The 26,969-nt window shown below is 70.8% G+C and carries 23 protein-coding genes; 17 read left to right on the top strand and 6 right to left on the bottom strand.

Annotated features, from left to right (window positions below; genetic code table 11):
- From AB0C19_RS01010 to AB0C19_RS00990, 5 genes are all read left to right on the top strand, one after another.
- The gene (locus AB0C19_RS01010; RefSeq protein ID WP_357177492.1) at positions 1–546 is read left to right on the top strand and encodes a carboxymuconolactone decarboxylase family protein; all 546 of its coding nucleotides are present in this window, start codon (positions 1–3) and stop codon (positions 544–546) included.
- A 133-nt stretch (positions 547–679) separates the two neighbouring features.
- Positions 680–3,277, top strand: coding sequence for a class III lanthionine synthetase LanKC (gene lanKC, locus AB0C19_RS01005; RefSeq protein WP_357177490.1), 2,598 nt, complete (start codon positions 680–682; stop codon positions 3,275–3,277).
- Between the two features lie 5 nt (positions 3,278–3,282).
- Positions 3,283–3,402 carry a SapB/AmfS family lanthipeptide gene (locus tag AB0C19_RS01000; protein WP_013734295.1) on the top strand — a complete coding sequence of 40 codons (120 nt, stop codon included), beginning with the start codon at positions 3,283–3,285 and terminating at the stop codon, positions 3,400–3,402.
- 72 nt (positions 3,403–3,474) lie between these two features.
- On the top strand, positions 3,475–5,199 hold the full coding sequence (locus AB0C19_RS00995; RefSeq protein WP_357177488.1) for an ABC transporter ATP-binding protein: 1,725 nt from the start codon (positions 3,475–3,477) through the stop codon (positions 5,197–5,199).
- Positions 5,196–6,968: an ABC transporter ATP-binding protein gene (locus tag AB0C19_RS00990; protein ID WP_357177486.1), complete on the top strand. Its 1,773-nt coding sequence runs from the start codon at positions 5,196–5,198 to the stop codon at positions 6,966–6,968. The genes AB0C19_RS00995 and AB0C19_RS00990 overlap by 4 nt, the downstream gene beginning before the upstream one ends.
- Before the next feature lie 29 nt (positions 6,969–6,997).
- Here the strand turns inward: AB0C19_RS00990 and AB0C19_RS00985 are convergent, their stop codons facing one another.
- Positions 6,998–7,582 carry a response regulator transcription factor gene (locus AB0C19_RS00985; RefSeq protein WP_357177484.1) on the bottom strand — a complete coding sequence of 195 codons (585 nt, stop codon included), beginning with the start codon at positions 7,580–7,582 and terminating at the stop codon, positions 6,998–7,000.
- A gap of 119 nt (positions 7,583–7,701) precedes the next feature.
- Positions 7,702–8,310 carry a response regulator transcription factor gene (locus AB0C19_RS00980; protein WP_357177482.1) on the bottom strand — a complete coding sequence of 203 codons (609 nt, stop codon included), beginning with the start codon at positions 8,308–8,310 and terminating at the stop codon, positions 7,702–7,704.
- Positions 8,311–9,002: 692 nt separating this feature from the next.
- Between AB0C19_RS00980 and AB0C19_RS00975 the strand changes: the two genes are divergently transcribed.
- The gene (locus tag AB0C19_RS00975) at positions 9,003–9,179 is read left to right on the top strand and encodes a hypothetical protein (RefSeq protein WP_357177480.1); all 177 of its coding nucleotides are present in this window, start codon (positions 9,003–9,005) and stop codon (positions 9,177–9,179) included.
- 659 nt (positions 9,180–9,838) lie between these two features.
- On the opposite strand, the gene AB0C19_RS00970 is transcribed toward AB0C19_RS00975, so the two are convergent.
- Positions 9,839–10,978, bottom strand: a complete 1,140-nt coding sequence (locus AB0C19_RS00970) for a substrate-binding domain-containing protein (RefSeq protein ID WP_357177478.1) — start codon at positions 10,976–10,978, stop codon at positions 9,839–9,841.
- Positions 10,979–11,377: 399 nt separating this feature from the next.
- On the opposite strand from AB0C19_RS00970, the gene AB0C19_RS00965 reads away from it, so the two are divergent.
- From AB0C19_RS00965 to AB0C19_RS00920, 10 genes are all read left to right on the top strand, one after another.
- Positions 11,378–13,381 carry a DUF2264 domain-containing protein gene (locus tag AB0C19_RS00965; RefSeq protein ID WP_357177476.1) on the top strand — a complete coding sequence of 668 codons (2,004 nt, stop codon included), beginning with the start codon at positions 11,378–11,380 and terminating at the stop codon, positions 13,379–13,381.
- 42 nt (positions 13,382–13,423) lie between these two features.
- Positions 13,424–14,728 carry an extracellular solute-binding protein gene (locus tag AB0C19_RS00960; RefSeq protein ID WP_357177474.1) on the top strand — a complete coding sequence of 435 codons (1,305 nt, stop codon included), beginning with the start codon at positions 13,424–13,426 and terminating at the stop codon, positions 14,726–14,728.
- Between the two features lie 116 nt (positions 14,729–14,844).
- Positions 14,845–15,708 (top strand): sugar ABC transporter permease, encoded by an 864-nt coding sequence (locus tag AB0C19_RS00955; protein ID WP_357177472.1) that lies wholly within the window; start codon positions 14,845–14,847, stop codon positions 15,706–15,708.
- Positions 15,708–16,604, top strand: a complete 897-nt coding sequence (locus AB0C19_RS00950; RefSeq protein WP_357177470.1) for a carbohydrate ABC transporter permease — start codon at positions 15,708–15,710, stop codon at positions 16,602–16,604. Before AB0C19_RS00955 ends, AB0C19_RS00950 begins: the two co-directional genes overlap by 1 nt.
- 3 nt (positions 16,605–16,607) lie before the next feature.
- Entirely contained in the window at positions 16,608–17,291 is a 684-nt protein-coding gene (locus tag AB0C19_RS00945; protein WP_357177468.1) for a hypothetical protein, read from the top strand.
- Between the two features lie 84 nt (positions 17,292–17,375).
- Complete coding sequence (locus tag AB0C19_RS00940) at positions 17,376–18,563, top strand: glycoside hydrolase family 88 protein (RefSeq protein WP_357177466.1); 1,188 nt, start codon at positions 17,376–17,378, stop codon at positions 18,561–18,563.
- A 45-nt stretch (positions 18,564–18,608) separates the two neighbouring features.
- A complete protein-coding gene (gene iolB / locus AB0C19_RS00935; RefSeq protein ID WP_357177464.1) occupies positions 18,609–19,433 on the top strand; it encodes a 5-deoxy-glucuronate isomerase in 825 nt (274 codons plus the stop codon).
- Positions 19,434–19,522: 89 nt separating this feature from the next.
- Positions 19,523–19,912, top strand: a complete 390-nt coding sequence (locus AB0C19_RS00930) for a GntR family transcriptional regulator (protein ID WP_357177462.1) — start codon at positions 19,523–19,525, stop codon at positions 19,910–19,912.
- Positions 19,909–20,790: an ABC transporter ATP-binding protein gene (locus AB0C19_RS00925; protein ID WP_357177460.1), complete on the top strand. Its 882-nt coding sequence runs from the start codon at positions 19,909–19,911 to the stop codon at positions 20,788–20,790. Before AB0C19_RS00930 ends, AB0C19_RS00925 begins: the two co-directional genes overlap by 4 nt.
- The gene (locus AB0C19_RS00920; protein ID WP_357177458.1) at positions 20,787–21,803 is read left to right on the top strand and encodes a hypothetical protein; all 1,017 of its coding nucleotides are present in this window, start codon (positions 20,787–20,789) and stop codon (positions 21,801–21,803) included. Before AB0C19_RS00925 ends, AB0C19_RS00920 begins: the two co-directional genes overlap by 4 nt.
- Before the next feature lie 68 nt (positions 21,804–21,871).
- Here AB0C19_RS00920 and AB0C19_RS00915 read toward each other — a convergent pair whose 3' ends face one another.
- The 3 genes from AB0C19_RS00915 to AB0C19_RS00905 form a co-directional block, all read right to left on the bottom strand.
- Entirely contained in the window at positions 21,872–23,647 is a 1,776-nt protein-coding gene (locus AB0C19_RS00915) for a substrate-binding and VWA domain-containing protein (protein WP_357177456.1), read from the bottom strand.
- 84 nt (positions 23,648–23,731) lie between these two features.
- Entirely contained in the window at positions 23,732–25,024 is a 1,293-nt protein-coding gene (locus tag AB0C19_RS00910) for a protein kinase (RefSeq protein ID WP_357177454.1), read from the bottom strand.
- A gap of 100 nt (positions 25,025–25,124) precedes the next feature.
- Positions 25,125–26,381 (bottom strand): GAF domain-containing SpoIIE family protein phosphatase, encoded by a 1,257-nt coding sequence (locus AB0C19_RS00905; RefSeq protein WP_357177452.1) that lies wholly within the window; start codon positions 26,379–26,381, stop codon positions 25,125–25,127.
- 117 nt (positions 26,382–26,498) lie between these two features.
- Here AB0C19_RS00905 and AB0C19_RS00900 point away from each other — a divergent pair, with 117 nt between their 5' ends.
- On the top strand, positions 26,499–26,936 hold the full coding sequence (locus AB0C19_RS00900; RefSeq protein WP_357177450.1) for an ATP-binding protein: 438 nt from the start codon (positions 26,499–26,501) through the stop codon (positions 26,934–26,936).
- The last annotated feature ends 33 nt before the right edge of the window (positions 26,937–26,969 follow it).

The raw sequence follows: 26,969 nt of genomic DNA, 5'->3' as shown, positions 1-26,969 counted from the left end.
ATGAGTCGCTTGCCGTACGTGAACCCGGCCGAGGCCCCGGCGCCGGTCCGCGACGCTTTGCAGGCCGCGCTTCCCCTGAGCTTCTTCCGCGTCATGGCCCACGCCGAGACGGCGTTTCCGGACTGGATGCGCTGGGGCGGCACGCTGCTCAAGGACCTGGCCCTCGACCCACTGCTGCGCGAAATCGCGATCCTGCGAGTCGCCCAGCTGAGCGACGTGCCATACGAGTGGGCTCAGCACGAGTCCATCGCCCGCTCCGTCGGCGCCACGGACGAGATGATCCACGCGCTCGGGCGCGACGAGATCGGGGACGACTGTTTCACGTCGGACCAGCGGATCGTCCTGCGTTTCACCACCGACGTCGTCCGCGACGTCCGCCCGCCCGACGACACCACCACCGCACTGACCGGGCTGCTCTCCCCGCGCGAGGTGGTCGAACTCCTGATGGTGATCGGGCAGTACATGATGATCGCCCGGGTCGCCGCGGTAACGGACCTGGACGTCGACAAGCCGATGGGCGCCGCCGTCTACGGTGGGCGGGCCTGACTAATGTCATGAGTACCTGTGCACCCCGCATCGAACGTCGTGACTAAGTGCACTGGAGCCCACCACGTCCCGTCGATGAGACTCGACTCGACGCCGGAACAACAGCCGGCCGAGTTCGAGGGGCGGCGGGACGGTGGACGAACGCTACGACAGCTACTGCGCCGCGGATCGGCTGTTCTACGACTCGCTCGGCAGCGCCGTCGCGCAGCCCGTCTTTCCGGCCGCCGACCGGCCGACGCCGACCGGCTGGCGCCGCGAGCCGCTCGACGACTGGCTGATCTACGCGCCCGACGGCGGATCGCTGCCGCAGCAGGGCTGGAAGATTCATGTGTCGGCCGGCCTGGCGAACGCCGAGCGGGTGCTGGACGCGGTCTGGAACTACTGCGTCCCCCGCGGGCTGTCCTTCAAGTTCCTGCGCGGGCCGCGCACGCTGCTGCTGCGCAATTCCAAGTACGCCGCCCGGGCCGCCAGCGGCAAGTTCGTCACCGTCTATCCCCGTGACGACGCGGAGCTGGAGCTGGCCTGCAAGGAACTCGACGAACTGCTGACCGGCGAGACCGGGCCGTACATCCTCAGTGATCTGCGCTACGGCGCCGGCCCGGTCCACGTGCGCTACGGCGGCTTCGCCGCCCGCTACTGCCACTCGCCCGACGGCCAGGTGGTGCCGGCGATCGAGGACGACTCCGGCACGCTGGTGCCGGACCGCCGGGAGCCCGTCTTCCACGTACCTTCCTGGGTCACAGTGCCCGACTTCCTCGGCCCGCACCTGGCCGCCCGCAGCGGCACCAGCACTGACCAGGTGCCGTACCGGATCGAGCGGGTGATCCACTTCTCGAACGGCGGCGGGCTGTACGTGGGCAGGGACCTGCGTACCGACACCGCTGTGGTGCTGAAGGAGGCCCGACCGCACGCCGGCCTGGACGCCGACGGCACCGACGCCGTCGCCAGGCTGGCCCGCGAGGCGCAGGCCCTGCGGCAACTCGCCGACCTCCCGCAGGTGCCTCGGGTGCACGACGAGTTCGTCCTCGGCGAGCACCGGTTCCTCGCGCTCGAGTTCATCGAGGGCCGACCGCTGAACAAGGTCCTGGTCGACAGGTACCCCCTGATCGACGCCGACGCGACCGACGGCGACCGGGCGGCGTACGCCCGGTGGGCCCGCCAGATCTACGAGCAGGTCGAATCCGTCGTGGCGGCGATCCACGAGCGCGGCCTGGTCTACGGGGACCTGCACCTGTTCAACATCATGATCCGGCCGGACGACCGCGTCGCCCTCGTCGACTTCGAAGTGGCCGCCCCGATCGCCGGGCACCGCCGACCCGGGCTTCGAAACCAGGGCTTCGCGGCCCCGAGGGACCGCAGCGGGCCGGCTGTCGACCGGTACGCCCTGGCGTGCCTGCGGTTGGCGCTGTTCCTGCCACTGACCCAGCTGGTCCGGCTCGCCCCGGCGAAGGTGACTCACCTGGCCGACATCATCGCCGCGAACTTCCCCGTGCCGAGGTCCTTCCTCGATCCGGCGGTCGAGGAGATCACCGGCGAGCCGCGCGTCACCGCGGAACAGCGAGGGAATCTCGGCGCCGACGACTGGCGCACCAAGCGGGAACGGCTGACGACAGCGATCGTGGCCAGCGCCACCCCCGAGCGCGACGACCGGCTCTTTCCCGGTGACATCGAGCAGTTCCGCAGCGGCGGCCTCAACCTCGCCCACGGGGCGGCGGGAGTGCTGTACGCGCTCGACAAGAGCGGTGCCGGACGGTGGCCCGAGCACGAAGACTGGCTGGTGCGGCGGGCGACAGCGCCCCCGTCCGGCACCCGCTGCGGCTTCTACGACGGGCTGCACGGCGTCGCGTACGTTCTGGAACACCTCGGACGGCGGCAGGACGCGCTGGACGTTCTCGACATCTGCCAGCGGGAACCCTTGGACGGGCTCGACCACAGCCTGGCCAGCGGACTGTCCGGGATCGCGCTCAACCTGGCCGAGATGGCCGCGCGTACCGGGGAGGTGTCGCTGCACGACGCCGCGTGGCGGGCCGCCGAGCGTGTGATCGGGCAACTGGACGACGACGCGGGCCCGGACGTCAGCGGCGGACGTAACCCGTACGCCGGGCTGTTGCGGGGCCGGACCGGACCGGCGCTGATGCTGTTGCGGCTCTACGAGCTCAGCGGCGACGACGAGCTGTTGGGGCACGCCGCCACGGCGCTGCGTCAGGATCTGCGCCGGTGTGTGCTGCGCCCGGACGGTGCCCTGGAGGTCAATGAGGGCTGGCGCACCATGCCCTACCTGGCGCACGGCAGTGTCGGGATCGGGCTGGTCCTCGACCAGTACCTGCGCCACCGGGCGGACGACAGCTTCGCCGAGGCGAGCGCGGGGGTCCGCCGTGCGGCGCGCTCACCGTTCTACGCACAGTCCGGGCTCTTCGCCGGTCGGGCCGGCATCATCGCCTACCTCGCCGCCTCGACCGACGGCGCCGACCGCCGCGAACTTCGCGCGCAGGTGGATCGGCTGGCCTGGCACGCGCTGCCGTACCGGGACGGGATCGCATTCCCCGGTGAGCAGTTGCTGCGGCTCTCCATGGACTTCGGCACCGGCACCGCCGGGGTGCTGTACGTGCTGGCCAGCGCGCAGCACGACCAGCCGCCGGCACTGCCCTTCCTCGCGCCCCTGCCGGGCGCGGACAGACTCCCTCGCGACAGCGGGGGCGACCCGATCGGCGAACGGATGGAAGGGAGGTGAACGACATGGCACTTCTGGACCTCCAGGGCCTGGAGATGGCTCCGGCCGACCGCACCGGTGGCGGAAGCCGGGCGAGCCTGCTGCTCTGCGGCGACAGCTCGCTCTCCGTCACGACCTGCAACTGATCCACGCACACGTGGGGCCCTGGGTGGGCAGACGTGCCCACCCAGGGCAACCGCGTACCAACGGGAGGACCGATGCCGACGTTCGCCGTGGGGGACAGGCTGCTGCGGCAGACGGTCCTGGCGGGTGGCGGCTGGACGGCCGGACTGGCGGCGGTCGCGCTGCTCGGCGCGGCCGCCGAACTATTGCTCCCCGCGGCCCTCGGCCGCGCCGTCGACGCCGCCCTCGATGGCGGCTCCGCCTGGTGGGCGGTGTCCGCCGGCGCCCTGGTCGTCGTCCTCATCTGCGTCGACACCCTGACGGACCTGGCCGGCGGTCTCGGCGCGGCGCGCGCCACCGCCGCACTGCGTCGGCGGCTACTGCGTCACCTGTTCGCCGTGGACGTTCGCGCCACCCGCCGGCACCCGGTGGGTGATCTCGTCGGCCGGTTGGTCGGCCAGGCCGCCGACGCGGGACAGGCCGGCAACGCGGTGGTCCTGACCATCGTGGCGGTGCTTCCGCCGCTCGGCAGCGTCGTCGCGCTCGCCATCATGGAACCGGTCCTCGGTCTCACACTGCTTGTCGGTCTCGGCCTGCTCGCCGTCCTCATGCGCGCCTTCGTGGCCGACGCCTCGGCCGCGACCGCCGGGTATCAGCGGGTGCTCGGCAGCATCGCCGGCCGACTCTTGGAGTCGCTGACGGGTGCCCGGACCGTCGCCGCCGCCGGCACCACCCGCCGCGAGGAGGACCGGGTGCTGGCGGCCCTACCGGAGCTGAACCGGCACGGCCGGCGCACCTGGGGGCTGCTGGCCCGGGCGAGTGCGCGCACCTCGGCAGTGGCGCCGCTGCTGAACCTGAGCGTCATCGCGGTCGGTGGGTACGCCCTGACCGCAGGCTGGCTCACACCTGGCGAACTGGTCGCGGCGGTCCGGTACGCGGCCATGGGCGCCGGCCTCGGTGCGGTGCTCGCCACCCTGAACCACCTGGTCCGCAGCCGCGCGGGAGCACACCGGGTCGCCGAGCTGCTGACGCAGCCCGCCACGTCGGCAGGCGATCGGCCTCTTCCACCCGGCGGCGGTGCCCTGCGACTGCGTGGGGTGTGCGTGCACGCCGACGACGGCCGCCCCATCCTGGACGGCGTCGACCTGGACGTGCCGACCGGCGCTACAGTGGCCGTCGTCGGAGCGTCCGGTGCCGGCAAGTCGACCCTGGCGGCCGTGGCGGGACGGCTGTACGACCCCGACCGTGGTGAGGTGCGACTGGACGGGGTGCCGCTGCGGGACCTCGACCCTGTGGCGCTGCGCCGGGCCGTCGGCTACGCCTTCGACCGGCCGGTGCTGATCGGCGCGACCGTCCACGACGCGATCGGCCTGGCGCTGCCGGTCGACTCGGCGCCACCGGCCGATCGGAGCCCGGCCACACAGGCGGTTCTGCGGGCGGCCCGGATGGCGGCGGTCGCCGACGTGATCGAGCGTCTGCCCGACGGTTACCGCACCCTGCTGGTGGACACACCGCTCTCCGGTGGCGAGACCCAACGCCTCGGCCTGGCCCGCGCGTTCGCCGCCGAACGACTGCTCATCCTGGACGACGCGACGTCCAGCCTCGACACAGCGACCGAACACCGGATCACCGAGGCGGTTCTCAGGCCCGCCGGGGGTCGTACCCGACTGGTGGTCACCCACCGGACCGCGGCGGCCGCGGCGGCCGACCTCGTCGCTTGGCTGGACGGCGGTCGGCTGCGTGGCCTGGCACCGCACCGGCAACTGTGGGTCGACCCGGACTACCGTGCCGTCTTCCAGCCGGCCGGCGGTGGGTCGTGAGCCGTCCCGGCGTGCGCCGGGTGACCTGGCGGGCGCTGCGGGCCCGTCGGCGGGAACTCGCCGGGCTCGCCGGCTGGTCGCTCGTCGAGTCGCTGCCCGCGCTGCTCGCCGGCTATCTGGTCGCGCGCGCCGTCGACGAGGGTTTTCTGGCCGGACGTCTGCTCGACGGCCTGGCCTGGCTGGGGGTCCTCGCCGTGGCCGTACTGGTCGGCGCGGCGGCCACCGGTCGGACGTACCGGAGCCTCGGCGCAGTGGTCGAGCCGTTCCGCGACGAGGTGGCCGCTCAGGTGATCCGGGGAGCGCTACGCGACGCCACCAGGGCGGGTGGCCGCCCGGACAGCGCTGCCGTGACCCGGCTGACCCACCAGATGGAGATCGTCCGCGACACCTTCGCCGGTCTGCTGATGGTGACCCGCGGTTTCCTCTTCTCCGCTGGCGCGGCAGTGCTCGGTCTGCTCGCCCTGGCGCCGGTGGTGGCGGCGCTGGCGGTCGCGCCGCTGGTCGCCGGTCTTGTCGTGTTTCTCGCCGCGCTGCCGGCGATGGTCACGCACCAACGCGCCTACGTCCGGGCCGGTGAGCAGCTCGGCCAGTCGGCGGCGACCGCGCTGGCCGGTCACCGCGACGTGCTGGCCTGCGGCGCACAGACACGCGTGACGGCGGAGGTGGCCCGCTGGGTGTCGGCGCAGGCCGCGGCCGAACGCATGCTCGCCCGGATGGCGGCGATCCGCAGCCTCAGCCTCGGCATCGGCGGCTGGCTGCCACTACTGGTGCTGATGGTGACCGCTCCGTGGCTGGTCGAGCGTGGTCTCACCGCCGGCGCGGTGCTGGGCGCGCTGATCTACGTCTCCACCGGGCTGCAACCCGCCCTGCACACACTGGTGCAGGGCCTCGGCGGCGGCGGGCTCCGCTACGCGGTCACCCTGGAGAACATCCTGCGCACCTACCCGGTCTCCGACGACCAGCGCCCGCCGGCCCTCCGGATAGCCCGCTGTCGACCACCCGTCGGTCCTGCCGATCGCCCGCCAGCCCTCGAGGTCCGGGGACTGACCTTCGGCTACGGCCCGCGCGCCCGGCCCGTCCTGCAGAACTTCTCGCTGACGCTGGCCGAGCGGGACCATCTCGCAGTGGTGGGCCCGAGCGGTGCGGGCAAGTCCACACTGGCCGCCCTGATGACCGGGCTGTTGCCGCCGCAGGCAGGCACCGTCCACCTGGCCGGCACGAGGGTCGCCGAGGTGGAGCCGGTGGTTCTCGCCCGGATGCGAGTGCTGGTGCCCCAGGAGGCGTACGTCTTCACCGGCAGTCTCGCCGACAACCTCCGCTACCTCCGGCCGGACGCTGACGACCACACGCTGGAGGTCGCCCTCGACACGCTCGGCGCGCGTCCCCTGGCGACCCGCCTGGGCGGCCTGGGCGCACCGGTCGCGCCGGCCCTGCTCTCCGCCGGCGAGCGGCAGCTCATCGCGGCGGTCCGGGCCTGGCTGGCACCCGCCCCGCTGGTGGTCCTCGACGAGGCGACCTGCCATCTGGACCCGGTGCTGGAAGCGACTGTGGAGGTCGCCTTCGCCCGGCGGCCCGGCACCCTCGTGGTGATCGCACACCGGATCAGTTCCGCGCTGCGGGCCCGGCGGGTGCTGGTTCTCGACGGCGACGAGCCCGCGGTGGGGACGCACGAACAGTTGATGGCCCACTCGACCACCTACCGGGTGCTCGTCGGCTGCTGGGACGACCCGGGGGTGCCGTCCCCGGTGGCCTCGGCACGGCGGGACTGAACCCCGCCCATCCGGGCCGACGGTGCCGATCAGATCCAGCCCGCCTCGCCAGCCATCCGCACGGCCTCCACCCGGGTACGCGCGCCCACCTTGCGGGCGATCCGACCGAGATGGTTGCGGACGGTGCCACGGGTGAGCCCGAGCGACACCGCCACCTCCACGACCGGCGCGCCGGCGGCCGTCAGCCTCAACACCTCCGTCTCGCGGCTGGTCAGTGGGCTGTCCGAGTGCAGTGCCGCGACGACGAGATCCGCGTCGAGCACTGGCTCCCGGCGGGCGAGCCGACGGATCCCGTCGATGACCCGCTGGGGGGCGGCGTCGCTGCGCAGGATGCCGACCGCCCTGGTCGGGCACAACATGCCTCGCAGCCGCCGGGCCCGATGCGGGTGGGTGAGCACCAGGACGGGGCACCGGCCGAGACGGTCGGGATGGACTCCCTCGACGAAGTCGAGGTCGGCCACCAGCACGTCGGGGCGTTGGGCGCGGACGGCAGCGGAGACCGCGTCTCCGCGATCCACCTCCGCCACGACACTGATGTCGTCCTCGGCGGCGAGGACGAACGACAGCGCGCCCAGCACCAGGGCACCGTCCAAGGCGAGCAGGGTACGGATCACGATGAACCTTCCCGCACTCCGACGACGATCACACAACGTCAACATTCAAACACGCATCCGGTGGGGCCGCACGGCGACGGGGGCGGGCCGGTCATCTCCACCGAGCCCGCCCCCGACGGTCACAGCCAGCCGTTACGTCGCGCGCGCGACACCGCCTCCAACCGGTTGCGGGCCCCGGTCTTGCGCAGGATCACCGACAGGTGATTGCGCACCGTTCCGTGTGCCAGGTAGAGGCGGACGGCGATCTCCTTCAGGGGCAGACCCTCGGCCGCCATCCGCAGCACGTCCATCTCCCGAGGCGTCAACGGCGTCTCCGGGGGACTCAGCACCGCGATCGCCGCGGCCGGGTCGATAGCCCGTTCCCCGGCCGCGAGCGCGCGGATCGCCCGCACCAACTCGGCCAGCGAGCTGTCCTTACCGACGAGGCCGCGTGCGCCGGCTGCCAGTGCCGCCTCCACCAACGCCGGGCTCCACCGAGGGCTCATCGCCAGCACTGCGGCGTGCGGCGCCTCGACGTCGACCCGGGCGACCACCTCCACCGGGTCGGGCAACTCCGGTGTCAGTGCCAGCACCACCACCTGCGGCCGGCACCGCCGAACCACAGTCAACAGTTCACCGACACCCTCGACGTCGGCGACCACCTCCATGTCCTCCTCGCTTGACAGCGCGGCGCAGAGCGCCCCGCGGAGCAAACCCATGTCCTCGGCGACGACAACGTGGATCACCACGTTTTCTCCGATCTCCGGTACGCGTCACGACGGCCACCGATCCCGGAACATCCACGGGTTGGTCAGGGCGGTCGTGCGCTACAGACGGGTGGGCGTCGGCCCGCCGCACCGTCGAGGCGGACGGGCGCGGGCACTGATCGACCGACCAGCGGGTGGAACAGGCAGGCCGCTCGGGCCAGCCACTGGGGTCGGTCGACCCGCCTCAGCCTGGGCGGGCGATCGCAGACGGGGTTCGGCTCTCGACCAGAAGTGGCACGAGATCGCAGCGTGGCCCGGCGCCGAGGTGCGACTGCCGGTCCAGCGGTCGGACCAGCCCTGACCCGGGGGTCGGTCCATTGTCGACGCGAACGGCGTCCTGGTCGGTGGGTGCGACGGGCTGGACAGGAAGCACACCCCGCGCGGCCACCGGTACCGGGCGTGCGGCGAAATGCCCCGCCGGGGCTGCGGCACGCGCGGGGCCGTCGGCGGAATCCGGCGGTGGCGCGGCCCGGGTCGGCGGTGCCGTGACGCGTACTGATGCCACTGCCGGAACCGCCGGTGACGTCGGAGCTGTCAGTACGGGCGCCGGCTGGGTCACCGGCGGGACGGCCGGCCCGAGCACCGGGGGAACGGGCAGTGCGGGTGTCGCCGCCGGAACGATCACCGGGCCGGGAACCGGCGGCAGAACGGCATCGACGACACGGAGGAGCGCCATGACGACGGGCCTGATCGGCACCGTGCGCACGATGTCGACGACGTACGGTAGGGGAGCGGTGACCAAGCCGACCACTGGCGGACCGGGCGGCGTACGCACCGCCGACGGATCGGGGCTGGCGGTGGTCGGCCGTCGCGGCGGATCGGCGGCCGGCCGCGACAGGTCCACCCGGTGAGCCGAACGATGAGCGGCGCGGGTCACGGAGGCCGGTCGGAGTCTTTCGCGCTCCGCCGCGCCGGCTGGGACGGATGCGCCGAGCCTCGACGCACCCGCCGGCCGTCGGGTCTCCGTCGAGGGGGGATCCTCGCGGGGGGCGGCCACCGAGTCGGTGGGTACTGCCAGCGGGGCACGGGGCCGGTCATGAGGGCGGTCGTCGGCAGCCGCCGCTCGCTGACGGTCCTGGCTGGGGCGCTCGGCGACAGTGAGCCGCGCGACCGACTCGACCAGACCGCCGATCCTCCGATGAGGCTCGTCACCGGACCCGCTGCGCACCCCGTCGGCGGCGGCCGGCCCCTGCAACAGGGCGGCCATGACGAAACCGGCCCCGACGGCGGCCGAGATCAGCGCCAACCAACGGGCGAGCCTGCGCAGCCGTCCGGCCGCAAGCGGCGCGGACCGGTCCGGCGCAGACGCCGACGCGGTTCCGCTGACGGGACTTCGCACGCGGGCACGACCCCTTCCCTCTGGGTTGCTGACCCATAGTAGCGATGCGCTCACGTAGCCGCATCCGGTGGATGCGCGCTCGTCGGCAGCACTACGTCTGATCTGCCAGCCGGGCGTCCCGCTGTCCGGCTGGTCGCTGATGGCGAACGTCCCGGACCGGGGAGGGGCCGCCTACGCGGGTGGCGGCGCGGTCGTCCCTCGGATCCGCAGCGACGGGCTGATGACGACCCGGTGGGTGGGGCGGTCGGGGTCGGCGAGCCGGTCGGCGACGAGACGCACGGCGGCTCGTCCGATCGAGCGTCGAGGCGGTCGGACCGCGGTCAGCGGCGGGCTGAAGAGCCCGGCGACCTCGTCGTCGTACGCCACTATCGAGAGGTCGCCGGGTACGGACAGGTGCCGTTCCTCGCAGTGCTGCACCAGCGCGATCGCCTCGGCGTCGGCGTGCACGAGCAGCGCCGTCGTCCCGGTCGCCTGGCACTGGTCGAGGATGCCGTTGAGCACGCTGTCCCGCTCGGGCGACCGCGCGTCGGGCACCACAGCCACCACCGTCGCGTCCGAGTCGAGGCCGCACTCGGTAGTGGCGTCGCGCCAGCCGCGCCGTACGTGCTGACTGGTGGGGCTGTTGGCGTCGAGCACCAGGCCGACCTTGCGGTGGCCGAGCGAGGTGAGATGGCGTACCGCCATGGCCGCACCGAGCGCGTGGTCGGTGACCACCGACTCCATGACAGCGTGGTGGCTGCCTACAGTAGCGGTGCGTTCCAGCAGGACGACCGGGACGCCGACCTCGTCGAGCCACTCGATGGTGCGCTCGGCGGTCGGTGTGTCCATGCTCGGCGCGATGATCAGGGCGTCGACGTCCATCCGCCCCACCATGCGGGCCAGTTGCGGCTGGTCGTCCTCACTGTCGTAGGAGGAGCCGCGCAACACCACACGCATGTCCAGCTCACGGGCGGCCCCCTCGACGCCGCGAGCCACGTCCGGCCAGTAGTAGTCAAGGGAGGGCACGAGCATGCCGAGGGCGCGCCCGACCAGCGGGTCCCGACCAGCGGCAGGTGGCTCATCGGCTGCCGGGACGTCGTCCGGCAGGAGCAGGGCGACCCCGCCGTGGACCCGGCGGACCAACCCTTCGGCGGCGAGCTCCGCGATGTCGCGCCGGATGGTGACCGGCGCGGCACCAAGCGCGTGGGACAGGTCAGAGATGCGCATCGAGCCGTCGCGTTGCAGGGCCGCCAACAGCTGCTGTCGGCGGGCGACCTGGAGCGGCCCTCGGGGGGCCTCCGTCGTGGTGACGACGGGGCTGTCCTTGGTCATGGGTGACCTCCGAGGAGCGCTTTGTGCGGCGAGAGCTCTTGCATGGTGCGGACGACCTCGCCGGCCGGGCCGAACGCGGTGACGTCGATCGCGAGCCGGATCGGCTGATCTCCCCACCCGACGAAGAGCATAGGAGTCGTGCTCCGCCGGGCCGGTCATGACTCCTCTGGCGGTGGAGCGGCTATGAACGATTGTGATCGTATCAGAGCGTTTGGCGTTTCACGGCGGTGTTGTGCGCTCCCTTGATCGGGTGTGCTCATATCGGTTTGGGAACGGCATTGACTTGCTCCTTTGTGAGCGTTTTACTTCGGAAACCCTGGGATGCCTGCACGTCACATTCATGGGCAACGCCCCGCTCGCCACAGTCGACGGAGACGGATCGATGCGACAGGACCACGGATGACGTTCAGGACGACTGGCCGGGTGGCACCGGCGACGGACTCGGATGTCGCTACCGCCGCGACCTGGAGCCGCGATGACTGGTTGGCCCTCGCCGACCGGATCCTCGCCGCCGCCCGACCGTTCGCGTCTCCCGGGCACGCCCTCGTCACCTTCCCCGGGCCGGAGGGCGGCTACGGGCGGGCCGTCGACGGACTGGAGGGTTTCGCCCGCACCTTCCTGCTGGCCGGGTTCCGCATCGCGGGTGCCCGAGGGGTGGGCGTGGACGAGCTCGTGGACCGGTACGCGGCAGGCATCACCGCCGGCACCGACCCAAGCTCCGCAGACCGTTGGGTGCGCTTGGACGAGCACCCCCAGGCCAAGGTGGAGGCCGCCTCCATCGCGCTGGTCCTGGACATGACCCGCCCGTGGATCTGGGATCGACTGCCATCCGTGGTGCGCCAGCGGGTGGTGGACTACCTGCGCCCGGCAGTTGGCGACGACACGTACCCACGGATCAACTGGGTCTGGTTCCGGCTGGTCGTACAGACGTTTCTGCGTTCGGTGGGCGGGCCGCACTCGCTCGACGAGATGGCCGAGGACCTGCGCTCGCACGACGGCTTCGCCCGCCGGGACGGCTGGATGTCCGACGGGCCGGACCGCGCCTACGACCACTACGTGGGCTGGGCCCTGCACCTCTACCCGACGCTGTGGGCGCGGATGGCCGGCGCCGCTGACCTGGCCGAGCAGCGCCGCGAGCGGGACCTGGCCGGCCTCGACCGCTTTCTGGGCGACGCGGTCGCGCTCGTGGGCGCGGACGGATCACCGTTGATTCAGGGGCGGAGCCTGACCTACCGCTTCGCCGCGGCGGCGCCGTTCTGGGTTGGCGCCATCGCCGGTGTGCCATCGGTCAGCCTCGGCCGGTTGCGCGGCGCGGCCACCCGCATCGTGCGTCACTTCGTGGCCAACGGCGCCCCGGATCAACGAGGCCTGCTCACCCTCGGCTGGCACGGGCCGTGGCCGCGACTCGCGCAGTCGTACTCCGGGCCGGGCTCGCCGTACTGGGCCAGCAAGGGCCTGCTCGGCATCGCGCTACCCGCCGACCATCCGATCTGGACGGCTCCCGAAGAGCCGTTGCCTGTCGAGGAGCGGGACGCGGTGCGGGCGATACACGCGCCAGGCTGGCTGATCTCTGGCACCCGTGCCGACGGCATCGTCCGCGTCGCCAACCACGGCACCGACCACGCCGTCGAGGGTGCCACCGTCTCAGATTCCCCGCTCTACGCCCGACTGGGCTACTCCACCGCCACCACCCCGGTCCTCGACGACAGCGGCTGGGACGGTCCGCTCGACCAGTCCGTCACTCTCGTCGACGACGCGGGCCGGGTCACCCACCGCGCCGGCATGCGCCTGCTAACCGTTCGCGTCGGCACCGACGGCATGGGCGTGGCCGGGTCACGTGCCCTCGCCCACTGGGTCGACCCGAATCCCGGTCAGCGCGATCACGGCGGCGGCCGGGTGGGCAGGTCCCGACCGGCCGGGCACCTCACTGTGTACTCGCTGGTCCGCGGCCCCTGGGAACTACGTCTGACCCGTGTCGACGGCCTCGCCGACGGCGTCGAGGCGGCTGCGCTCAGGCTACGGATCGGCGGCTGGGCCATCGCCGGGAATGCGACGGCCACCGCCGGCGGCGGTGTGGCGGTCGCGACCGGGGCCGACCTGACCAGCCGGCTCGAAAGCCTGCACGGCGGCGGAACGGCCGGCGTCACCGCCGTTGCGCACGGCGGGCCCCTGGCCGGCGGGCTGGTCGTGCCCTGGCTGGACCACCCCGTCCGGCCGGGCGCGTGGGCCGCCACCTTCACCGAACTGTCCAGGGTGCCGGTGGCCACGGCCGAGCAGGCATGCCAGGTCGCGGTCGACGAGGACGTCGACGGCCTTCACCTGGCGGTCGACTGGCCCGACGGGATCAGCACGTCGACCCGTCTGGACACGGAGCATGCCAGGCCCACCCAGGCGTCCTGGTAGCAGTGCGGGCCCGTCCGGGCCCTTTGACCTAAGGAGAGAGGGATGAAGCGTGCGATACCGGCCGTCATCAGCGCTGCGATGGCCCTGACGCTTGTTCTTACCGGTTGCGGCGGCGGAGACGAGCCAGTCGACCCCAATGCCCCGGTGACGATCAGCCTGGCTGGCTGGAGCCTGTCGTCCACGCCGGAGTTCAAGGCGCTCGCCGACGGCTTCAAGGCGACCCACCCGAACGTGACTGTGGAGCTCAAGGAGTACGCCCCAGGCAACGACTACGACACCCAGATGATCACGGACCTGGCCGCCGGCACCGCCCCGGACGTCTACGTCATGAAGAACCTCAAGAACTTCTACACGTACCAGAGCGGTGGTCAGCTGCTCGACGTCTCGGACGCCACCTCCAGTCTCGGCTCGAGCCCGGCGCTCGCGTCGTACCAGGTGGATGGCAAGTCGTACGCGGTGCCGTACCGGCAGGACTCGTGGGTGCTGTTCTACAACAAGGACCTGTTCGCGAAGGCGAAGGTGGCGCCGCCGGACGGCAGTTGGACCTGGGACGACTACACCGACGCGACGAAGCGACTGCACACCGGGCTGAAGGGGGCCGGTTCGAAGGCGACCGGCGCGTACCAGCACACCTTCCAGTCGACAGTGCAGGGATTCGCGCTCGCCCAGACCCCCAACGCGGACCTGCTCTCCGGGGACTACGGCTACCTGAAGCCGTACTACGAGCGGTCACTTGACCTGCAGGCGGCGGGCGCGCAGCCAACCTTCGGCACCGCGAAGACCAACAAGCTCACCTATCAGGCGCAGTTCGGCAAGCAGCAGTCGGCGATGCTGCTGATGGGCACCTGGTACGTGGCCACGCTGCTCAACCAACGACAGAGCGGTGACGCCGACAAGTTCCAGTGGGGCATGGCGCCGGCGCCGCAGTTCGACAAGTCCACCACCGGCACCTCCGCCACGCCTGTCACCTTCGGTGATCCGACCGGCCTGGGGATCAACCCGAAGATCAGCAAGTCCAAGACCGCCGCGGCCAAGGACTTTCTCAAGTACGCGGCCGGCCCGGAGGCCGGCAAGGCGCTGGCCGGGATCGGCATCACCCCGGCCCAGGTCACCGACGCGGTCACCGCGACGCTGTTCGGGCTGGACGGCGTACCGCAGGACGACCTGTCGAAGTTCGCCTACTCCAAGCACACCATCAAGCCGGAGAACCCCGTGTCGAAGCACACCGCCGGCCTGCAGAACCTCCTCAACGAGACGCACTCGGCGATCCTCTCCGACAGCAAGGGCGTCGACGCGGAGCTGAGCAAGGCGCGGGACCGCGCCAAGAACGAAGTCCTCAACCAGTGAGCCGATGGCGGGCCCGGCGCGCCTGCGCCGCACGCCGGTCCCGCCCCCAGGCCGAACGCTTCCGGAGACTCCCTATGGCAACCCTGCCGCGCACGAGACCCAGGAACCGGCGGCTGGTGTCGCGCAACACGGTCGCCGGCTGGTCGTTCATCCTTCCCAACTTCATCGGCTTCGCCGTGCTCACCCTGCTACCCGTCGTCGTGCTGTTCTACGTGGCCTTCACGAACTGGAACGTCTTCGGGGTGGCCGAGTGGACCGGCACCGCCAACTTCCGGCGGATGTGGGATGACTCGAGCTTCTGGACCGCACTGCGCAACACCGTCTACTACGCCGTCTTCCACATTCCGCTGACCCTCGCGGCAGCACTCGGGCTGGCGCTGCTGCTCAACCGCAAACTGCGCGGCGTGCGGTTCTTCCGTACCATCGCCTTCTTCCCCTACATCACCTCGATCGTGGCGATCGCGGTCGTCTGGAACCAGCTGTTCAGCCCTGAGTACGGCCCGATCAACGCTCTTCTCGGTGCCGTCGGGGTGGACAATCCGCCGGGCTGGACCGCGTCGGCGACCTGGTCGATGCCGGCGGTCATCATCGTCGGCACCTGGCGGTACATGGGCTACTACATGCTGCTGTTCCTGGCCGGCCTGCAGACCATCCCGGCCCAGCTCTACGAGGCGGCCGAGACCGACGGCGCCTCACCGTGGCAGCGGTTCGTGCACGTGACCCTCCCCGGGTTACGAACTACTACCTTCTTCGTCACGGTGCTGCTCACCATCGAAAGCTTCAAGGTCTTCGACCTCATCCTCGTGATGACCGGCGGCGGACCGGGCCAGTCGACACTCGTGCTCTCGCAGTACATCTACCAGAAGGGCTTCGAGGAGAACCAGTTCGGCTACGCCTCGGCGGTCTCCATCGTCCTGTTCGCCATCTGCTTCGGCATCACGGTCATCCAGTTCATGGTCAACAAGCGGAGGAACAGCTGATGACCGCTACCGACCTCTCCCTGCCCACCCCGGCCGTCGCCGCGCCCGGCAATCGCCGCGCGCCCCGCCGGCCGGTCCGGTCCCTGGGCGGGCGGCTCCTCGGGTACGCCGCTCTCGTGCTCGCGGCGGCCGGGCTGCTGCTGCCGTTCTTCTGGATGGTGGTGGCGTCGTTGAAGACCAACAACGACGTCTTCACCATCCCGATCACCTGGCTCCCCGATCCCGTGGTGTGGCGGAACTACCTCGACATCTGGCAGCGCTCGGACATGACGACGTGGCTGTGGAACACCCTGCTGCTGTCGGTGATGGTCACCTTCCTGCAGGTGTTCACCGGCAGCTTCGCGGCCTACGGCTTCGCCCGCGTCCGCTTCCCCGGCCGCAACCTGCTCTTCCTGGCGTACGTCGGGACGATCGCGGTGCCCTGGCAGTCGTACATGATCCCGCAGTTCATCCTCATGTCGAAGCTGCACCTGTCGAACACGCTGTGGTCGATCGTCGCGATACAGGCGTTCGGCGCGATCGGCGTGTTCCTGATGAAGCAGTTCTACGAGACGATCCCCGAGGAGCTCAGCGAAGCGGCGCGGGTCGACGGGCTCAGCGAATACGGCATCTACCGACGGATCATCCTGCCGTTGTCCCGGCCGGCGCTGGCCAGTCTGGCCCTGCTGATGTTCACGACCACCTGGAACGACTACCTCGGCCCGCTCGTCTACCTGCGCAGTCCGGAGCTGCGCACCATCCAGCTGGGGCTGAACACCTTCATCTCCCAGTACAACGCCGAGTACGCGCTGATCATGACGGGCTCGGTGCTGTCAGTGCTGCCCGTCGCTGTCATCTTCCTGCTCGGCCAGCGCTACTTCATCGAGGGCGTCGCCTCGACCGGACTGAAGGGCTGACCGATGATGCCGCGTCCGCGCCACGACACCATCACCGCCGTCTTCGACGGGATCTACGCCGCGCTCGCCACCAACCTGCTGCTGCTGCTCGGTTGCCTGCCACTGGTGACGCTCGCGTTCACCACCGACGCGGCGCGCTCGTGGCCGCTGTACGCGCTGACCGCTCCGCTCTGCGCGCCAGGGCTCTGTGCGGCCTTCGCTGTCATGTCCGCCTACTCGGCAGGCGACACCGGCGGCGTGCTGCGCACCTACTGCCGCGCCTGGCGAGCCACCGCCCGACCGGCGATGCTCTGGACGGCGGCGGCCATGACTGCCCTGGTAGTGCTCGCCGTCGACGCCCGCGTCGCGTGGGGCCACCGGGTTGGAGCGCTCGCCCTGCCGGTGCTGGCGACCCTGATCGTCCTCACCGTCGCTACCACGCTGCTCGGGCTGGTGACCCTCGCCGACCGACCCACAGCGCGGCTGCGTGAGGTGGCCCGCGCCTGCGTGTACCTGGCGGTGCGCCGCTGGTACCTCAGCGCCGTGTCTCTGCTCGTCCTCGTGCTGCTCGCCCAGATCCTGGCGGCCCGTCCCGCGATCGCGCTCGGCCTCGCCGCGGCGCCACTGCTCTACGTCGTCTGGGCAAACAGCCGCTTCACACTGCGCGCCGCCCTCGACCCACCGACGACCGCACCCCAGACCACCTGAGCATCAGGTTCCGGCCATCGAGCCGGGACGCCGACGACACACCTGCCCGGCACCGGACCGGACCCACGAGGGAGAACAGCATCCATGACGGCGACCGACGTCCGTCCCAGCTCCGACGCAGAGGCCACGGCGGCCGCGGTGGCCGCCGCGATACGTACCGTTGACGCGAACATCGCCACCTTCGGCGACCGGTACCCGGCGGACACCACCGACGCCAACCGCTACCCGCTCCGGCCAGCGAGCGGTGGCCAGCCCGAGGGCGCCAACGTCGGCTGGACCACCAGCTTCTGGCCCGGCATGCTCTGGCTCGCACATGACCTGACCGGCGACGAGCGCCACCTGCGGGCCGCGCTCTCCCACGTGGACAGCTTCGCGGCCCGGGTGACCGACGGCATCGACCTCGACACCCACGACCTCGGTTTCCTCTACACCCTCGCCTGCGTCACCCCGGCCCGCCGTACCGGCGACCCACAGGCCCGAGAGGCGGCCCTCGCCGCCGCCGACCACCTGATGACGCGCGTCCTCGAACCAGCCGGAATCATCCAGGCCTGGGGCGACCTGAACGACCCCCGCCAACGCGGGCGCACGATCATCGACAGCCTCATGAACACGCCGCTGCTCTTCTGGGCCAGCCAGACCACCGGCGACGACCGCTACGCCGCAGCGGCCCGCCGGCACACCGCTCAGCTGCGCCAGCACATCCTGCGTCCGGACGGAACCACCTTCCACACCTTCTACTGGGACCCGGCCAGCGGCGCGCCACTACGCGGCGAAACCGAACAGGGCCACTCCGACCACTCCTGCTGGGCGCGTGGGCAGGCATGGGGCATCTACGGGTTCAGCCTCAACCACCGGCACATCGGCGACCCCGCGCTGCTCGCCGCCGCGAGGACCTGCGCCGACCGCTTCCTCGCCCACCTGCCGGACGACCACGTCGCGTACTGGGATCTGGAGTTCGGCGACGGCAGCGGACAGGAGCGGGACAGCTCGGCAGCGGCCATCGCCGCCTGCGGCCTTGTCGAACTGGCGGACGGCCTCACCGACGACACGGCCAGCGCCGACCGGTACCGGAAAGCCGCCGCCGAGATCCTGCGTTCGCTCATCGGCCACTACTCCACCGACGGTCATCCGTTCTCGAACGCGCTGATCCTGCACGGCGTCTACGACAAACCCAAGAGCGTCGGCGTCGACGAGGGAACCCTGTGGGGCGACTACTTCTACCTGGAAGCCCTCACCCGCGCCACCATCCCGGGCTGGACCAGCCCCTGGTGACCACCGCGCCCCGACCCGCCCCGCCCCGCATTCCGAAAGGTGACCATGGACTACCGCTACCACTGCTCCATTCCCGCCGTCGACGGCCGGAACACGCTGCCCTTCAATCCCTGCCGGCTGCTGGACTTCACGCTGCTGCGGCTGTCGGCCGGCGAGTCCTGGACCGGCGAGTCCGGTGACCGGGAGATCCTGGCCGTCATCCTCGGTGGCACTGCCAGCTTCACTGTCGCCGGCCGCCACTTCCCGCAGGTCGGCCAGCGTCCGGACGTCTTCTCCGGCAAGCCGCACTCCGTCTACATCCCGGCCGGCTCGGCGGTGACAGTCGAGGCGGTCACCGCCGTGGAGATAGCCCTACCCAGCGCACCCAGCGAACTGGCCACGGACCCCTATGTCATCGCACCGGAGCAGGTCGTTACCGGCCGCTGGGGAGCGGCCAACTTTGGCCGTACCTACCACCAGATCCTCACCGAAATCTCCCAGCCGGAGTTGCCCGCCCGCCGGCTCATCGTCGGCGAGACCTACACGCCCTCGGGCAACTGGAGCACCTACCCGCCGCACCGGCACAAGGTCGACGACCTGCCCGCCGAGGCCGCACACGAGGAGATGTACTACTACCGCGTCAACCCGGCGAACGGGTTCGGCATCAGCCGGGTCTACACCGACGACGGGTACGAGGAGAACGTCACCATCCGCGATCACGTCATGCAGATGATGCCCGAGGGGTACCACACAGTCGTCAGCGCGCCCGGCTACACCACCTATTTCCTGTGGTTCCTGGCCGGCACGCAACGCACCCAGGGCGCTCGCGAGGACGCCGACCTCGCCTGGGTGGGCCAGACCGTACCGACCCTGCGGAGCCTGGGCCTGTAATCACGTCGGTGGGACCCATCGCAACGAGGTAGCGGACAGACCCTCCGTGGCCCTATTCTACTAGGCAACTAGTGGAATGGGGTGGCGAGGTGATCGAGTTTCACCTGGACTCACGGTCCGGGGTCGCGCCGTACATGCAGCTCATCCGACAGGTACGGCACGCGCTCCGGCTCGGAGTTCTCAACGAGGGCGACAAGCTGCCCACAGTGAAGGAGGTGGTCGCCCGGGTCGCTATCAACCCGAACACCGTGTCCAAGGCGTACCGCGAGTTGGAGTACGAGGGCCTGGTCACCGCCCGGCCCGGGCTGGGCACGTTCGTCACCCGCACGCTGGTCGGTGACTCGCTGAGCAAGCACGAGCCGCTGCGGCAGGGCCTGGCCCGCTGGCTGACCGAGGCACGGGAGGCGGGCCTGGACGACGAGAGCATCGAGGCGCTCTTCCTCAGCAGCTTTCGGACATTTTCGGAGGCCCGAGGATGACTAGCGCCCTGATCACGGACGGTCTGACCAAGCGGTACGGTCGGCGCTCCGCACTGAAGGACTGCACTCTGGACATTCCGGCCGGCCACGTCGTGGGCCTGGTCGGGCCGAACGGCGCCGGCAAGTCCACGCTGCTGCAACTGGCCTGTGGGCTGCTCGATCCGACCGCGGGGCGGATCGAGGTCCTCGGCGCACTGCCGGTCAGCGGGTCGCCGCGGGTCGGGTTCGTCGCGCAGGACACCCCGGTCTACGCCGGCCTGACCGTCGCGGACCACCTGCGGATGGGCGCGCACCTCAACCCGTCCTGGGACGCTGCGCTCGCCGAGCGGCGCATCGCCCAGGTCGGCCTGGACCCGGCACAGAAGGCAGGCAAGCTCTCCGGCGGCCAGCGCGCCCAACTGGCCCTGACCGTGGCAGCGGCGAAGCGTCCCAATCTCCTGCTGCTCGACGAGCCGGTGGCGGCACTCGACCCGCTCGCCCGACGCAACTTCCTGCAGGGGCTGATGGAGCTGGCTGCCGAGCAGGGCATGAGCATCGTGATGTCCTCGCACCTGGTCGCCGACCTGGAACGGGTCTGCGACCACCTGATCGTGCTGGTCGCCTCCCGGGTACGGGTGGCCGGCGACGTGGACGACCTGCTCGCCACCCACCACCGTCTGGTCGGGCGGCGGCGCGACACCACCGAGCTGGGCGTCGGGCGAGCCTTGGTCGAGCAGAGTCACACCGAGGTGCAGTCGACACTTGTGGTGCGCAGCACCGCGCCGATCGTCGACCCGTCCTGGCAGGTCGACCGGCTGGACCTGGAGGACATCGTGCTGGCGTACATGAGCGGTGCCACCAGCGACGGTACGGGTCGGGTTCTGGAGGGGCAGCGATGATCTGGATGACCTGGCGGCAGTTCCGCACCCCGGCCCTGGCCACCGGCACCCTGTTGCTTGCGCTGCTGGGCGCTCTGGCGCTGACCTGGTCGGAGGTCACCGAGCTGGCCACGCAGACCGGATACACCGGCTGCCAGGGCGATGCCTGTCGTGCCGCCGCCGAGACGTTCCTCCAGGCGCTGCAACCGGGATGGGCGAGTGAGGTCCACATCGCCGCCATCGGCTCCCTCTATCTACTGCCTGCCCTGGTGGGCATCTTCTGGGGCGCGCCGTTGGTGGCTCGGGAGTTGGAGTCTGGCACGTACCGCATGGTTTTCAGCCAATCCGTCAGCCGCGGGCGTTGGCTGCTGGTCAAGCTCGCGGTCGGGGGCGGCGCCGCCGCGCTCGGTGCCGGCCTGCTCAGCCTGGTGCTGACCGAGTGGGCGCAGCCGATCGACGGGGCCTCGGCGGACCGGATGAACCCGCTGGTGTTCGCGGCCCGGGGCATCGTGCCGATTGGCTACGCGACGCTGGCCTTCGTGGTGGGTGTCGCCACCGGGCTGCTGCTGCGGCGGACCCTCGCCGCGATGGCGGTGACCCTGCTGGTGGTGGTCAGCCTCCAGATCGCCGCGCCGTTCGTGGTGCGCCCCTGGCTGGCCCAGCCGGTCACCACGGTCAGCCCCCTGGCGTTCGACGGTGACTTCGGGATCTCGATGAGCCCCGACACCGGGCGGATGACGGTCCACGTCGAGCCCGACCGCAGGGGTGACTGGGTCGTGTCGAGCACCACGATCACCTCGACCGGAGCGGAGTTCACCGGTCCGGCCGACATGACCCAGTGCGGGCCGAGGGCGCCCGGTGGGCGCGATGCGTGCCAGAGGTGGCTGGGGGAGCAGAACCTCAGCCTGAAGGTGAGCTACGTGCCCGGCTCGAAGTTCTGGGGCCTGCAATGGCGGGAGTTCGGCGTGCTGATCGCGTTGACCGTCGTGCTGTCCCTGTTCTCCTTCTGGTGGGTCCGCCGCCGACTGGTCTGACGGCAGAGCCGGTGGGGGGCAGGCCGAGCGCCTGGCCCCCACCGGTCTGGTTGTCCCAGCGGGAAGTGTCAGAAGCTGCTGACCAGCTTCACGAACGCCTCGTCGACCTTGGTGGGGTCGGTGGCGTCGTAGGCCTTGCCCGACGATGCCTTGGCGATCCGGTCCAGGGTGGCGAAGTCCGAATCCCGGTCGAAGGCGATGCAGAACACCTTCACCGGACGCCGCGGGTCCAGGGCGACCTCGGCGAGCAACCGGGCCAGGTCGTTGTCCTTGCTGTACTCGTTCTTGCCGTCGGTCAGCACGACGATCGCGTTGATCCGCTGCGGGTCGTACCGTTCGAGCAGCTCTCGGTGTGCGGCCCGGACCGTCGCGTAGAGCGCGGTATCGCCAGCGACCTGCAGGCCGGCGATCTTGCTGTTGAGCCGCTTCTGATCGAACTCGCCGAGAGGGACCTCTTGCCGATAAGGGCTCTTCGGCTGCTGCTTGGTCTCCGAGGAGAACGACCAGAGCCCCACCCGGTCTTCGCTGTTGAGCAGTGCGAGACCCTTGCCCGCCGCCGCCGCGGCGACCTCGAATCGGGAACGGGTGCCGACCTTCGCCAGCATGGACCCCGAGGTGTCCAGGGCGATCAGGATGTTGGCCTTCTTGCGGAGCGTGCGCCAACCGTCCAACATCGCGCCGACCACCTCCGGGGCCGGCGGCTCGAAGTAGTTCAGCCCGCCGCTGGGCTCGGCGCCGACGCTGGCGAGCAACTCCGCCGAGGCGCGCCGCTCATGGTCCCGGAAGCCGAGGCGGGCGAAGCTCTCCTGCTGGGCGTCCTCGGTCAGGAACTTCTGGAAGTCGGCCGCTGCCGCGCGCTGGCGCTCGTCGGCGGAGGGCAGCACCACGAAGGGGTGGTCCAGGTTGAACGTGCCCTCCTTGGGATGGACCGCGACCAGCGGGACGTTCGGCCTGCGGCCCCGCTCCTGCCCTTCCTGCCGAGGGCTCAGCGCACCCGTGTTGTAGAGGTCCACCAGCTCCTCCTGCAGGACGATGGCACTCATGTCGTCAGTGCTGCCCGCGCCGCCGGCCAGGTCCGCCTCGGCGAGGCTGCGCAGCAGGTCCACCGAGTCGTCGCTGTAGTGCGACACGTTGGCCTCGATCCGGCGGACGAACTGGGTGACCGCCGGGTCGGCCAGGTCGGACCGTGTCAGGTCGCTGGCCCGTTGCACCGCCGCGTAGTAGGTGGCGATGGTCGCCGCCAGCCCGGAGGTGGACAGGTTCGGGTTGTCCTTGCCGAAGGTGAAGCGACCCCACTCCGGCTTGCCGAAGTCCGCCCACCCGTCCCGCCCGGACAGGCCCAGGATCTCTCCCCAGCCCAACGATCCGCGCTTGCGTACCAGTTCGGCCTTGGGCTGCGGCATCGCGATCACCAGCGGGCTGTTGGCGATCGACGGGTAGCGGTCCGGAGTTTGTAGCTCCCGCCCGGCGGCTTCGTCGAGCAGCCGGAGCTGGCCGGTCCACAGGCTCGACGTCGGCAGCCAGACCTGTGGTTGCGGCAGACCGGTGTGGGTCCAGCCGGAAGCCAGCGCCTCGGTGGCCTTGCCCGAGTTCAACGCGCTGACGTGCACCTGGGCGCAGCCACCGCCCTTGATCGACCGATCGCTGCTGTTGTAGCGCTCGGCCAGGTCGACCAGCAGAGCCGCCTTCTCCGTCGAGGAGTTGACCTGGAGGATGATGGCGCAGTCGTTGCCCGCCTCGCGCTGTCGGACGAACACGAACGCCCCGGCGATGACCACCAGCCCGGCGGTGACGGCGGCGGTGTACGGCAACCACTGCCGCGTGCGCGTAGCGGGTGGGGCCATCGGGACGTCCTCCTCGGCGGGCGACTGGTGGCAGTCAACCTATCGATGCGGCGCCAGTCGGCGACCCCGACCCCGGCGCGCCGGTCACCCGCGGCCGGGCCGTCTCCCGAGGGCCGTCGCGACCAGCAGCCGAACCAGGTAGACCACGACGAAGGCGACCGCACCGACCGTGGCAGCCGGGCCAACGGCGCTCGACGCGACGTAGCCGGCGGCGGCGCCAACCGAACCGAGGAAGAGCGCTGTCGAAATGCCCCAGGCGTCAAGGGCCTCACGACGCAGCCGCCGCAACGCGCCGCCGCCTTCAGCACCAACGCCCGGTTCCGTCGCCGGCAGGTCCGCCGGCTGCGTAGGCACCGTTAGGTGCGCCGGCTGGATCGGTTGGGCCTGGGTCGGCACCGTCGGCCGGGCCGGCACCTGCGGCTGCGTCGCGCCCGGTTGCGGTGCCGTCGGCGTGAGCTGGGGGAGCGGTTGGTCGGGAGTCGGCGCGCCCGCCGTCTCGTTGCCGACCTCGAGCAGGCTCTCCCGACGTAGCGGCTCGGTGACCCTGCCGTCCTGCCGAAGCAGCCGCACCAACACCCGCTCGGCAGCCGGCCGGTCCGCCGGATCCTTGGCCAGGCACTCCCGGATCAGCTCGTCCAGAACGGGAGGCATCGCCGGCAGGTCGGGCGACTCGTTCAGCACCCGGTGCATCACGGCGAACAGCGAGTCGTTGCCGAATGGCGGCCGACCACCGGCGGCGAAGGCGATAGTGGCCGCCCAGGCGAAGACGTCGCAGGGTGGACCGATCGGGTCGTTGCGGAACCGCTCCGGCGCCATGTACGCGGTGGTCCCCATGACCCGGCTCGACGCCGTCTCCGTGTTGCCCAACGCCCGGGCGATACCGAAGTCGATCACCCGAGGACCGTCCTCGCCCAGCACCACGTTGTCCGGCTTCAGATCGCAGTGCACCACCCCGGCACTGTGGATCGCCGCGAGCGCCGTGACGGTGCCGACCGCGAGCCGGTGCAGGGCGTTACCCGTCACCGGACCACGCTCGCGGACGTGCCGGTGCAGGGTCAGGCCCTCGATGAACTCACTGACCACGTACGGCCGCTCGCCGTCCACCTCCGCGAAGAGCACCTGCGCGGTGCAGAACGGGGCGACCCGGCGGGCGGCGGCGATCTCCTTGACGAACTGCGACCGCGCCCGTGGATCACTCAGATCGACGTTCACCATCTTGACCGCGACCCGGTCACCGGCGTCGTCCTCGCCGAGATAGACGACCCCCTGCCCACCCGCGCCCAACCGCCCGACCAGGCGATACGGGCCGGCGGTGACCGGGTCGTGCGTCCACAGTTTCGCCAACCCTGGCACCGGCGGGCCGGCCAGCTCTGACATCCCGACTCCATCAGTGTCGTGCCCGGCCACCGGCGGCGCAGGACACGGCCATCGTGCCATGTCGGCCGCCGACGACCGAGAACGGCGCGATTGCCGTCGGTTATCGCAGTACATCCGAATCAGCTGCCACAGCGGCTTGATCCGGTGGTGGTTGGCGGCGGATGACCAGCAGGGCGATGTCGTCGTTAGGGTGCTCCTCCGCGCTGGTGGCCATGATGTGGTCGCACAACGCCTCGGCTGGCCCCGACTGCACGGCGTCGGCGAGGCGCTCGATGCCAGTGTCGATCAGTTCGCTGCGACGTTCGACCAGTCCGTCGGTGTAGAAGACGAGCGCCGCGCCCGGCGGTAGGTCCAGAACGGTGGTGCGGCGATTGACTGATGGTCGGCCCACCCCGAGTGGCCGGTCCACCGTCAGGTTGACGAGCGCGGTGGGATGGCCGGGGACGGCCAGCAGTGGTGGTAGGTGGCCCGCGGAGGAGAGATGCACCCTCGTCCGGTCGGGTGTGATCAGGGCGTAGACGGCGGTGGTGAGAGTGCCCGCTTCGAAGTGGTGGATCTTGCGGTCGAGGGAGGTCAGCGCCGCGGCGGGATCGTCGGAATCGAGGGCGTAGGCGCGTAGCGCGCTGCGGATGCGTCCCATGACAACGGCGGATGGCAGCCCGTGGCCGGAGACATCACCGATGACGGCGCCCAGCCAGCCCGAGGGCAACGTGAACACGTCGTACCAGTCGCCGCCGATGCCCAGGTGATGGCCGGGCACGTACCGGGCGGCCAGGTCCAGGCCGGGAATGTCGGGTAGCCGGCCAGGTAGCAGGCTGTGTTGCAGGGCCAGCGCTGCCTGCCGGTCGAGGACCTGTGCTCGGGCCTGACCTGCGAGGCTGGCACGATCGGCGACGAGCTGCAACAGCTTCACGTCTTCGGAGCCGAACCGCCGCAGGGCCAGGGAGCCGACGTGCAGCACGCCGACGAGGTTGCCGTTGGCGAGCATGGGCACACCCAGCAGGGCACGTATGCCAGTGGCGAGCAGGATCGGATTGACCACGTCGTCGGGCGTGACGTCATGGATCGTGACCGGCGCGCGTGTCGCCGCCACCCGCCCGGCGAAGCCGCGTCCGACCCGGATGCGGAATCCGCGGCGTACCTCCTCCTCCAGGCCCTTGGCCGCGGTCGCGACGAGCTCGCCGGTGTGGTCGTCGAGCAGGAGGATGGTGGCGGTATCGACCTTGAGTAGATCCCGGACCCGTTCGAGGAGCTCGTCGAGCAGGTCGGCGACGTTCAGCCCTGAGAGGGCAGCATCGGTGATCGCCTCGATACGACGCAGCCGTTCCTCGTTCGTCACCACCTCGGCATCGGCCACCCAGGCAGCCTAGACGCCGGCACGCCGCCGATGGCACGTCAGGAGCGAGATCAACAGTGTTGTGCCTTCGATGTGGGGTATCTTCCCAGGCTCCATGTCCGACAGGGAGGGGAGTTGATGGTGAACCCGCCGCTCGACCACCATGCCCCCACCGCTCGGGAGCCCCTGCTCTCGACGTCGTTCACCCTCGCCGACCTCAACCGCGTCCGACACGAGGTCGAGGCCGTCAGTCGCCGGTGCGGCCTCGACCATGACGAGATCGAGAACTGGGTCATCGCGGTCAACGAACTGATGATCAACGTGATTCGGCACGGGGGCGGCGAAGGTGACCTACGCCTGCTCCTGAACGGTCAGCTCACCTGTGAAGTCACTGACCAGGGACGGGGCTTCTGCGCCCCTCGCTACGTTCCGTGCGCCGAGCGACCGCCGCTGTCCGACACCGGAGGAATGGGCCTCTGGGTGGTCGGGAACATGGCCGACTACCTCCTCGTCGACAGCGGACCCGCAGGCACCACCATCCGCATCGCGGCACGCACCCGCAGTACTCTCGGATAACTGTTGCACGGTCCAATCTGGAGCATGAGCGGG

The sequence above is a fragment of the Micromonospora sp. NPDC048842 genome (assembly GCF_040649935.1).
GTDB classification, from domain to species: Bacteria; Actinomycetota; Actinomycetes; order Mycobacteriales; family Micromonosporaceae; genus Micromonospora; species Micromonospora hortensis.
This window is presented reverse-complemented; position numbering and strand designations above follow the sequence as displayed.

Excerpts from the sequence above, each read along its gene's own strand:
- AB0C19_RS00950 (WP_357177470.1), top strand. The coding sequence starts at position 15,708 with ATGACCGCTACCGACCTCTCCCTGCCCACCCCGGCCGTCGCCGCGCCC.
- AB0C19_RS00920 (WP_357177458.1), top strand. The coding sequence starts at position 20,787 with ATGATCTGGATGACCTGGCGGCAGTTCCGCACCCCGGCCCTGGCCACC.
- AB0C19_RS00995 (WP_357177488.1), top strand. The coding sequence starts at position 3,475 with ATGCCGACGTTCGCCGTGGGGGACAGGCTGCTGCGGCAGACGGTCCTG.
- AB0C19_RS00915 (WP_357177456.1), bottom strand. The coding sequence starts at position 23,647 with ATGGCCCCACCCGCTACGCGCACGCGGCAGTGGTTGCCGTACACCGCC.
- AB0C19_RS00900 (WP_357177450.1), top strand. The coding sequence starts at position 26,499 with ATGGTGAACCCGCCGCTCGACCACCATGCCCCCACCGCTCGGGAGCCC.
- AB0C19_RS00940 (WP_357177466.1), top strand. The coding sequence starts at position 17,376 with ATGACGGCGACCGACGTCCGTCCCAGCTCCGACGCAGAGGCCACGGCG.
- AB0C19_RS01010 (WP_357177492.1), top strand. The coding sequence starts at position 1 with ATGAGTCGCTTGCCGTACGTGAACCCGGCCGAGGCCCCGGCGCCGGTC.
- AB0C19_RS01000 (WP_013734295.1), top strand. The coding sequence starts at position 3,283 with ATGGCACTTCTGGACCTCCAGGGCCTGGAGATGGCTCCGGCCGACCGC.
- AB0C19_RS00945 (WP_357177468.1), top strand. The coding sequence starts at position 16,608 with ATGATGCCGCGTCCGCGCCACGACACCATCACCGCCGTCTTCGACGGG.
- iolB (WP_357177464.1), top strand. The coding sequence starts at position 18,609 with ATGGACTACCGCTACCACTGCTCCATTCCCGCCGTCGACGGCCGGAAC.
- AB0C19_RS00960 (WP_357177474.1), top strand. The coding sequence starts at position 13,424 with ATGAAGCGTGCGATACCGGCCGTCATCAGCGCTGCGATGGCCCTGACG.
- AB0C19_RS00910 (WP_357177454.1), bottom strand. The coding sequence starts at position 25,024 with ATGTCAGAGCTGGCCGGCCCGCCGGTGCCAGGGTTGGCGAAACTGTGG.
- AB0C19_RS00975 (WP_357177480.1), top strand. The coding sequence starts at position 9,003 with ATGACGACGGGCCTGATCGGCACCGTGCGCACGATGTCGACGACGTAC.
- AB0C19_RS00925 (WP_357177460.1), top strand. The coding sequence starts at position 19,909 with ATGACTAGCGCCCTGATCACGGACGGTCTGACCAAGCGGTACGGTCGG.
- AB0C19_RS00965 (WP_357177476.1), top strand. The coding sequence starts at position 11,378 with ATGACGTTCAGGACGACTGGCCGGGTGGCACCGGCGACGGACTCGGAT.
- AB0C19_RS00970 (WP_357177478.1), bottom strand. The coding sequence starts at position 10,978 with ATGACCAAGGACAGCCCCGTCGTCACCACGACGGAGGCCCCCCGAGGG.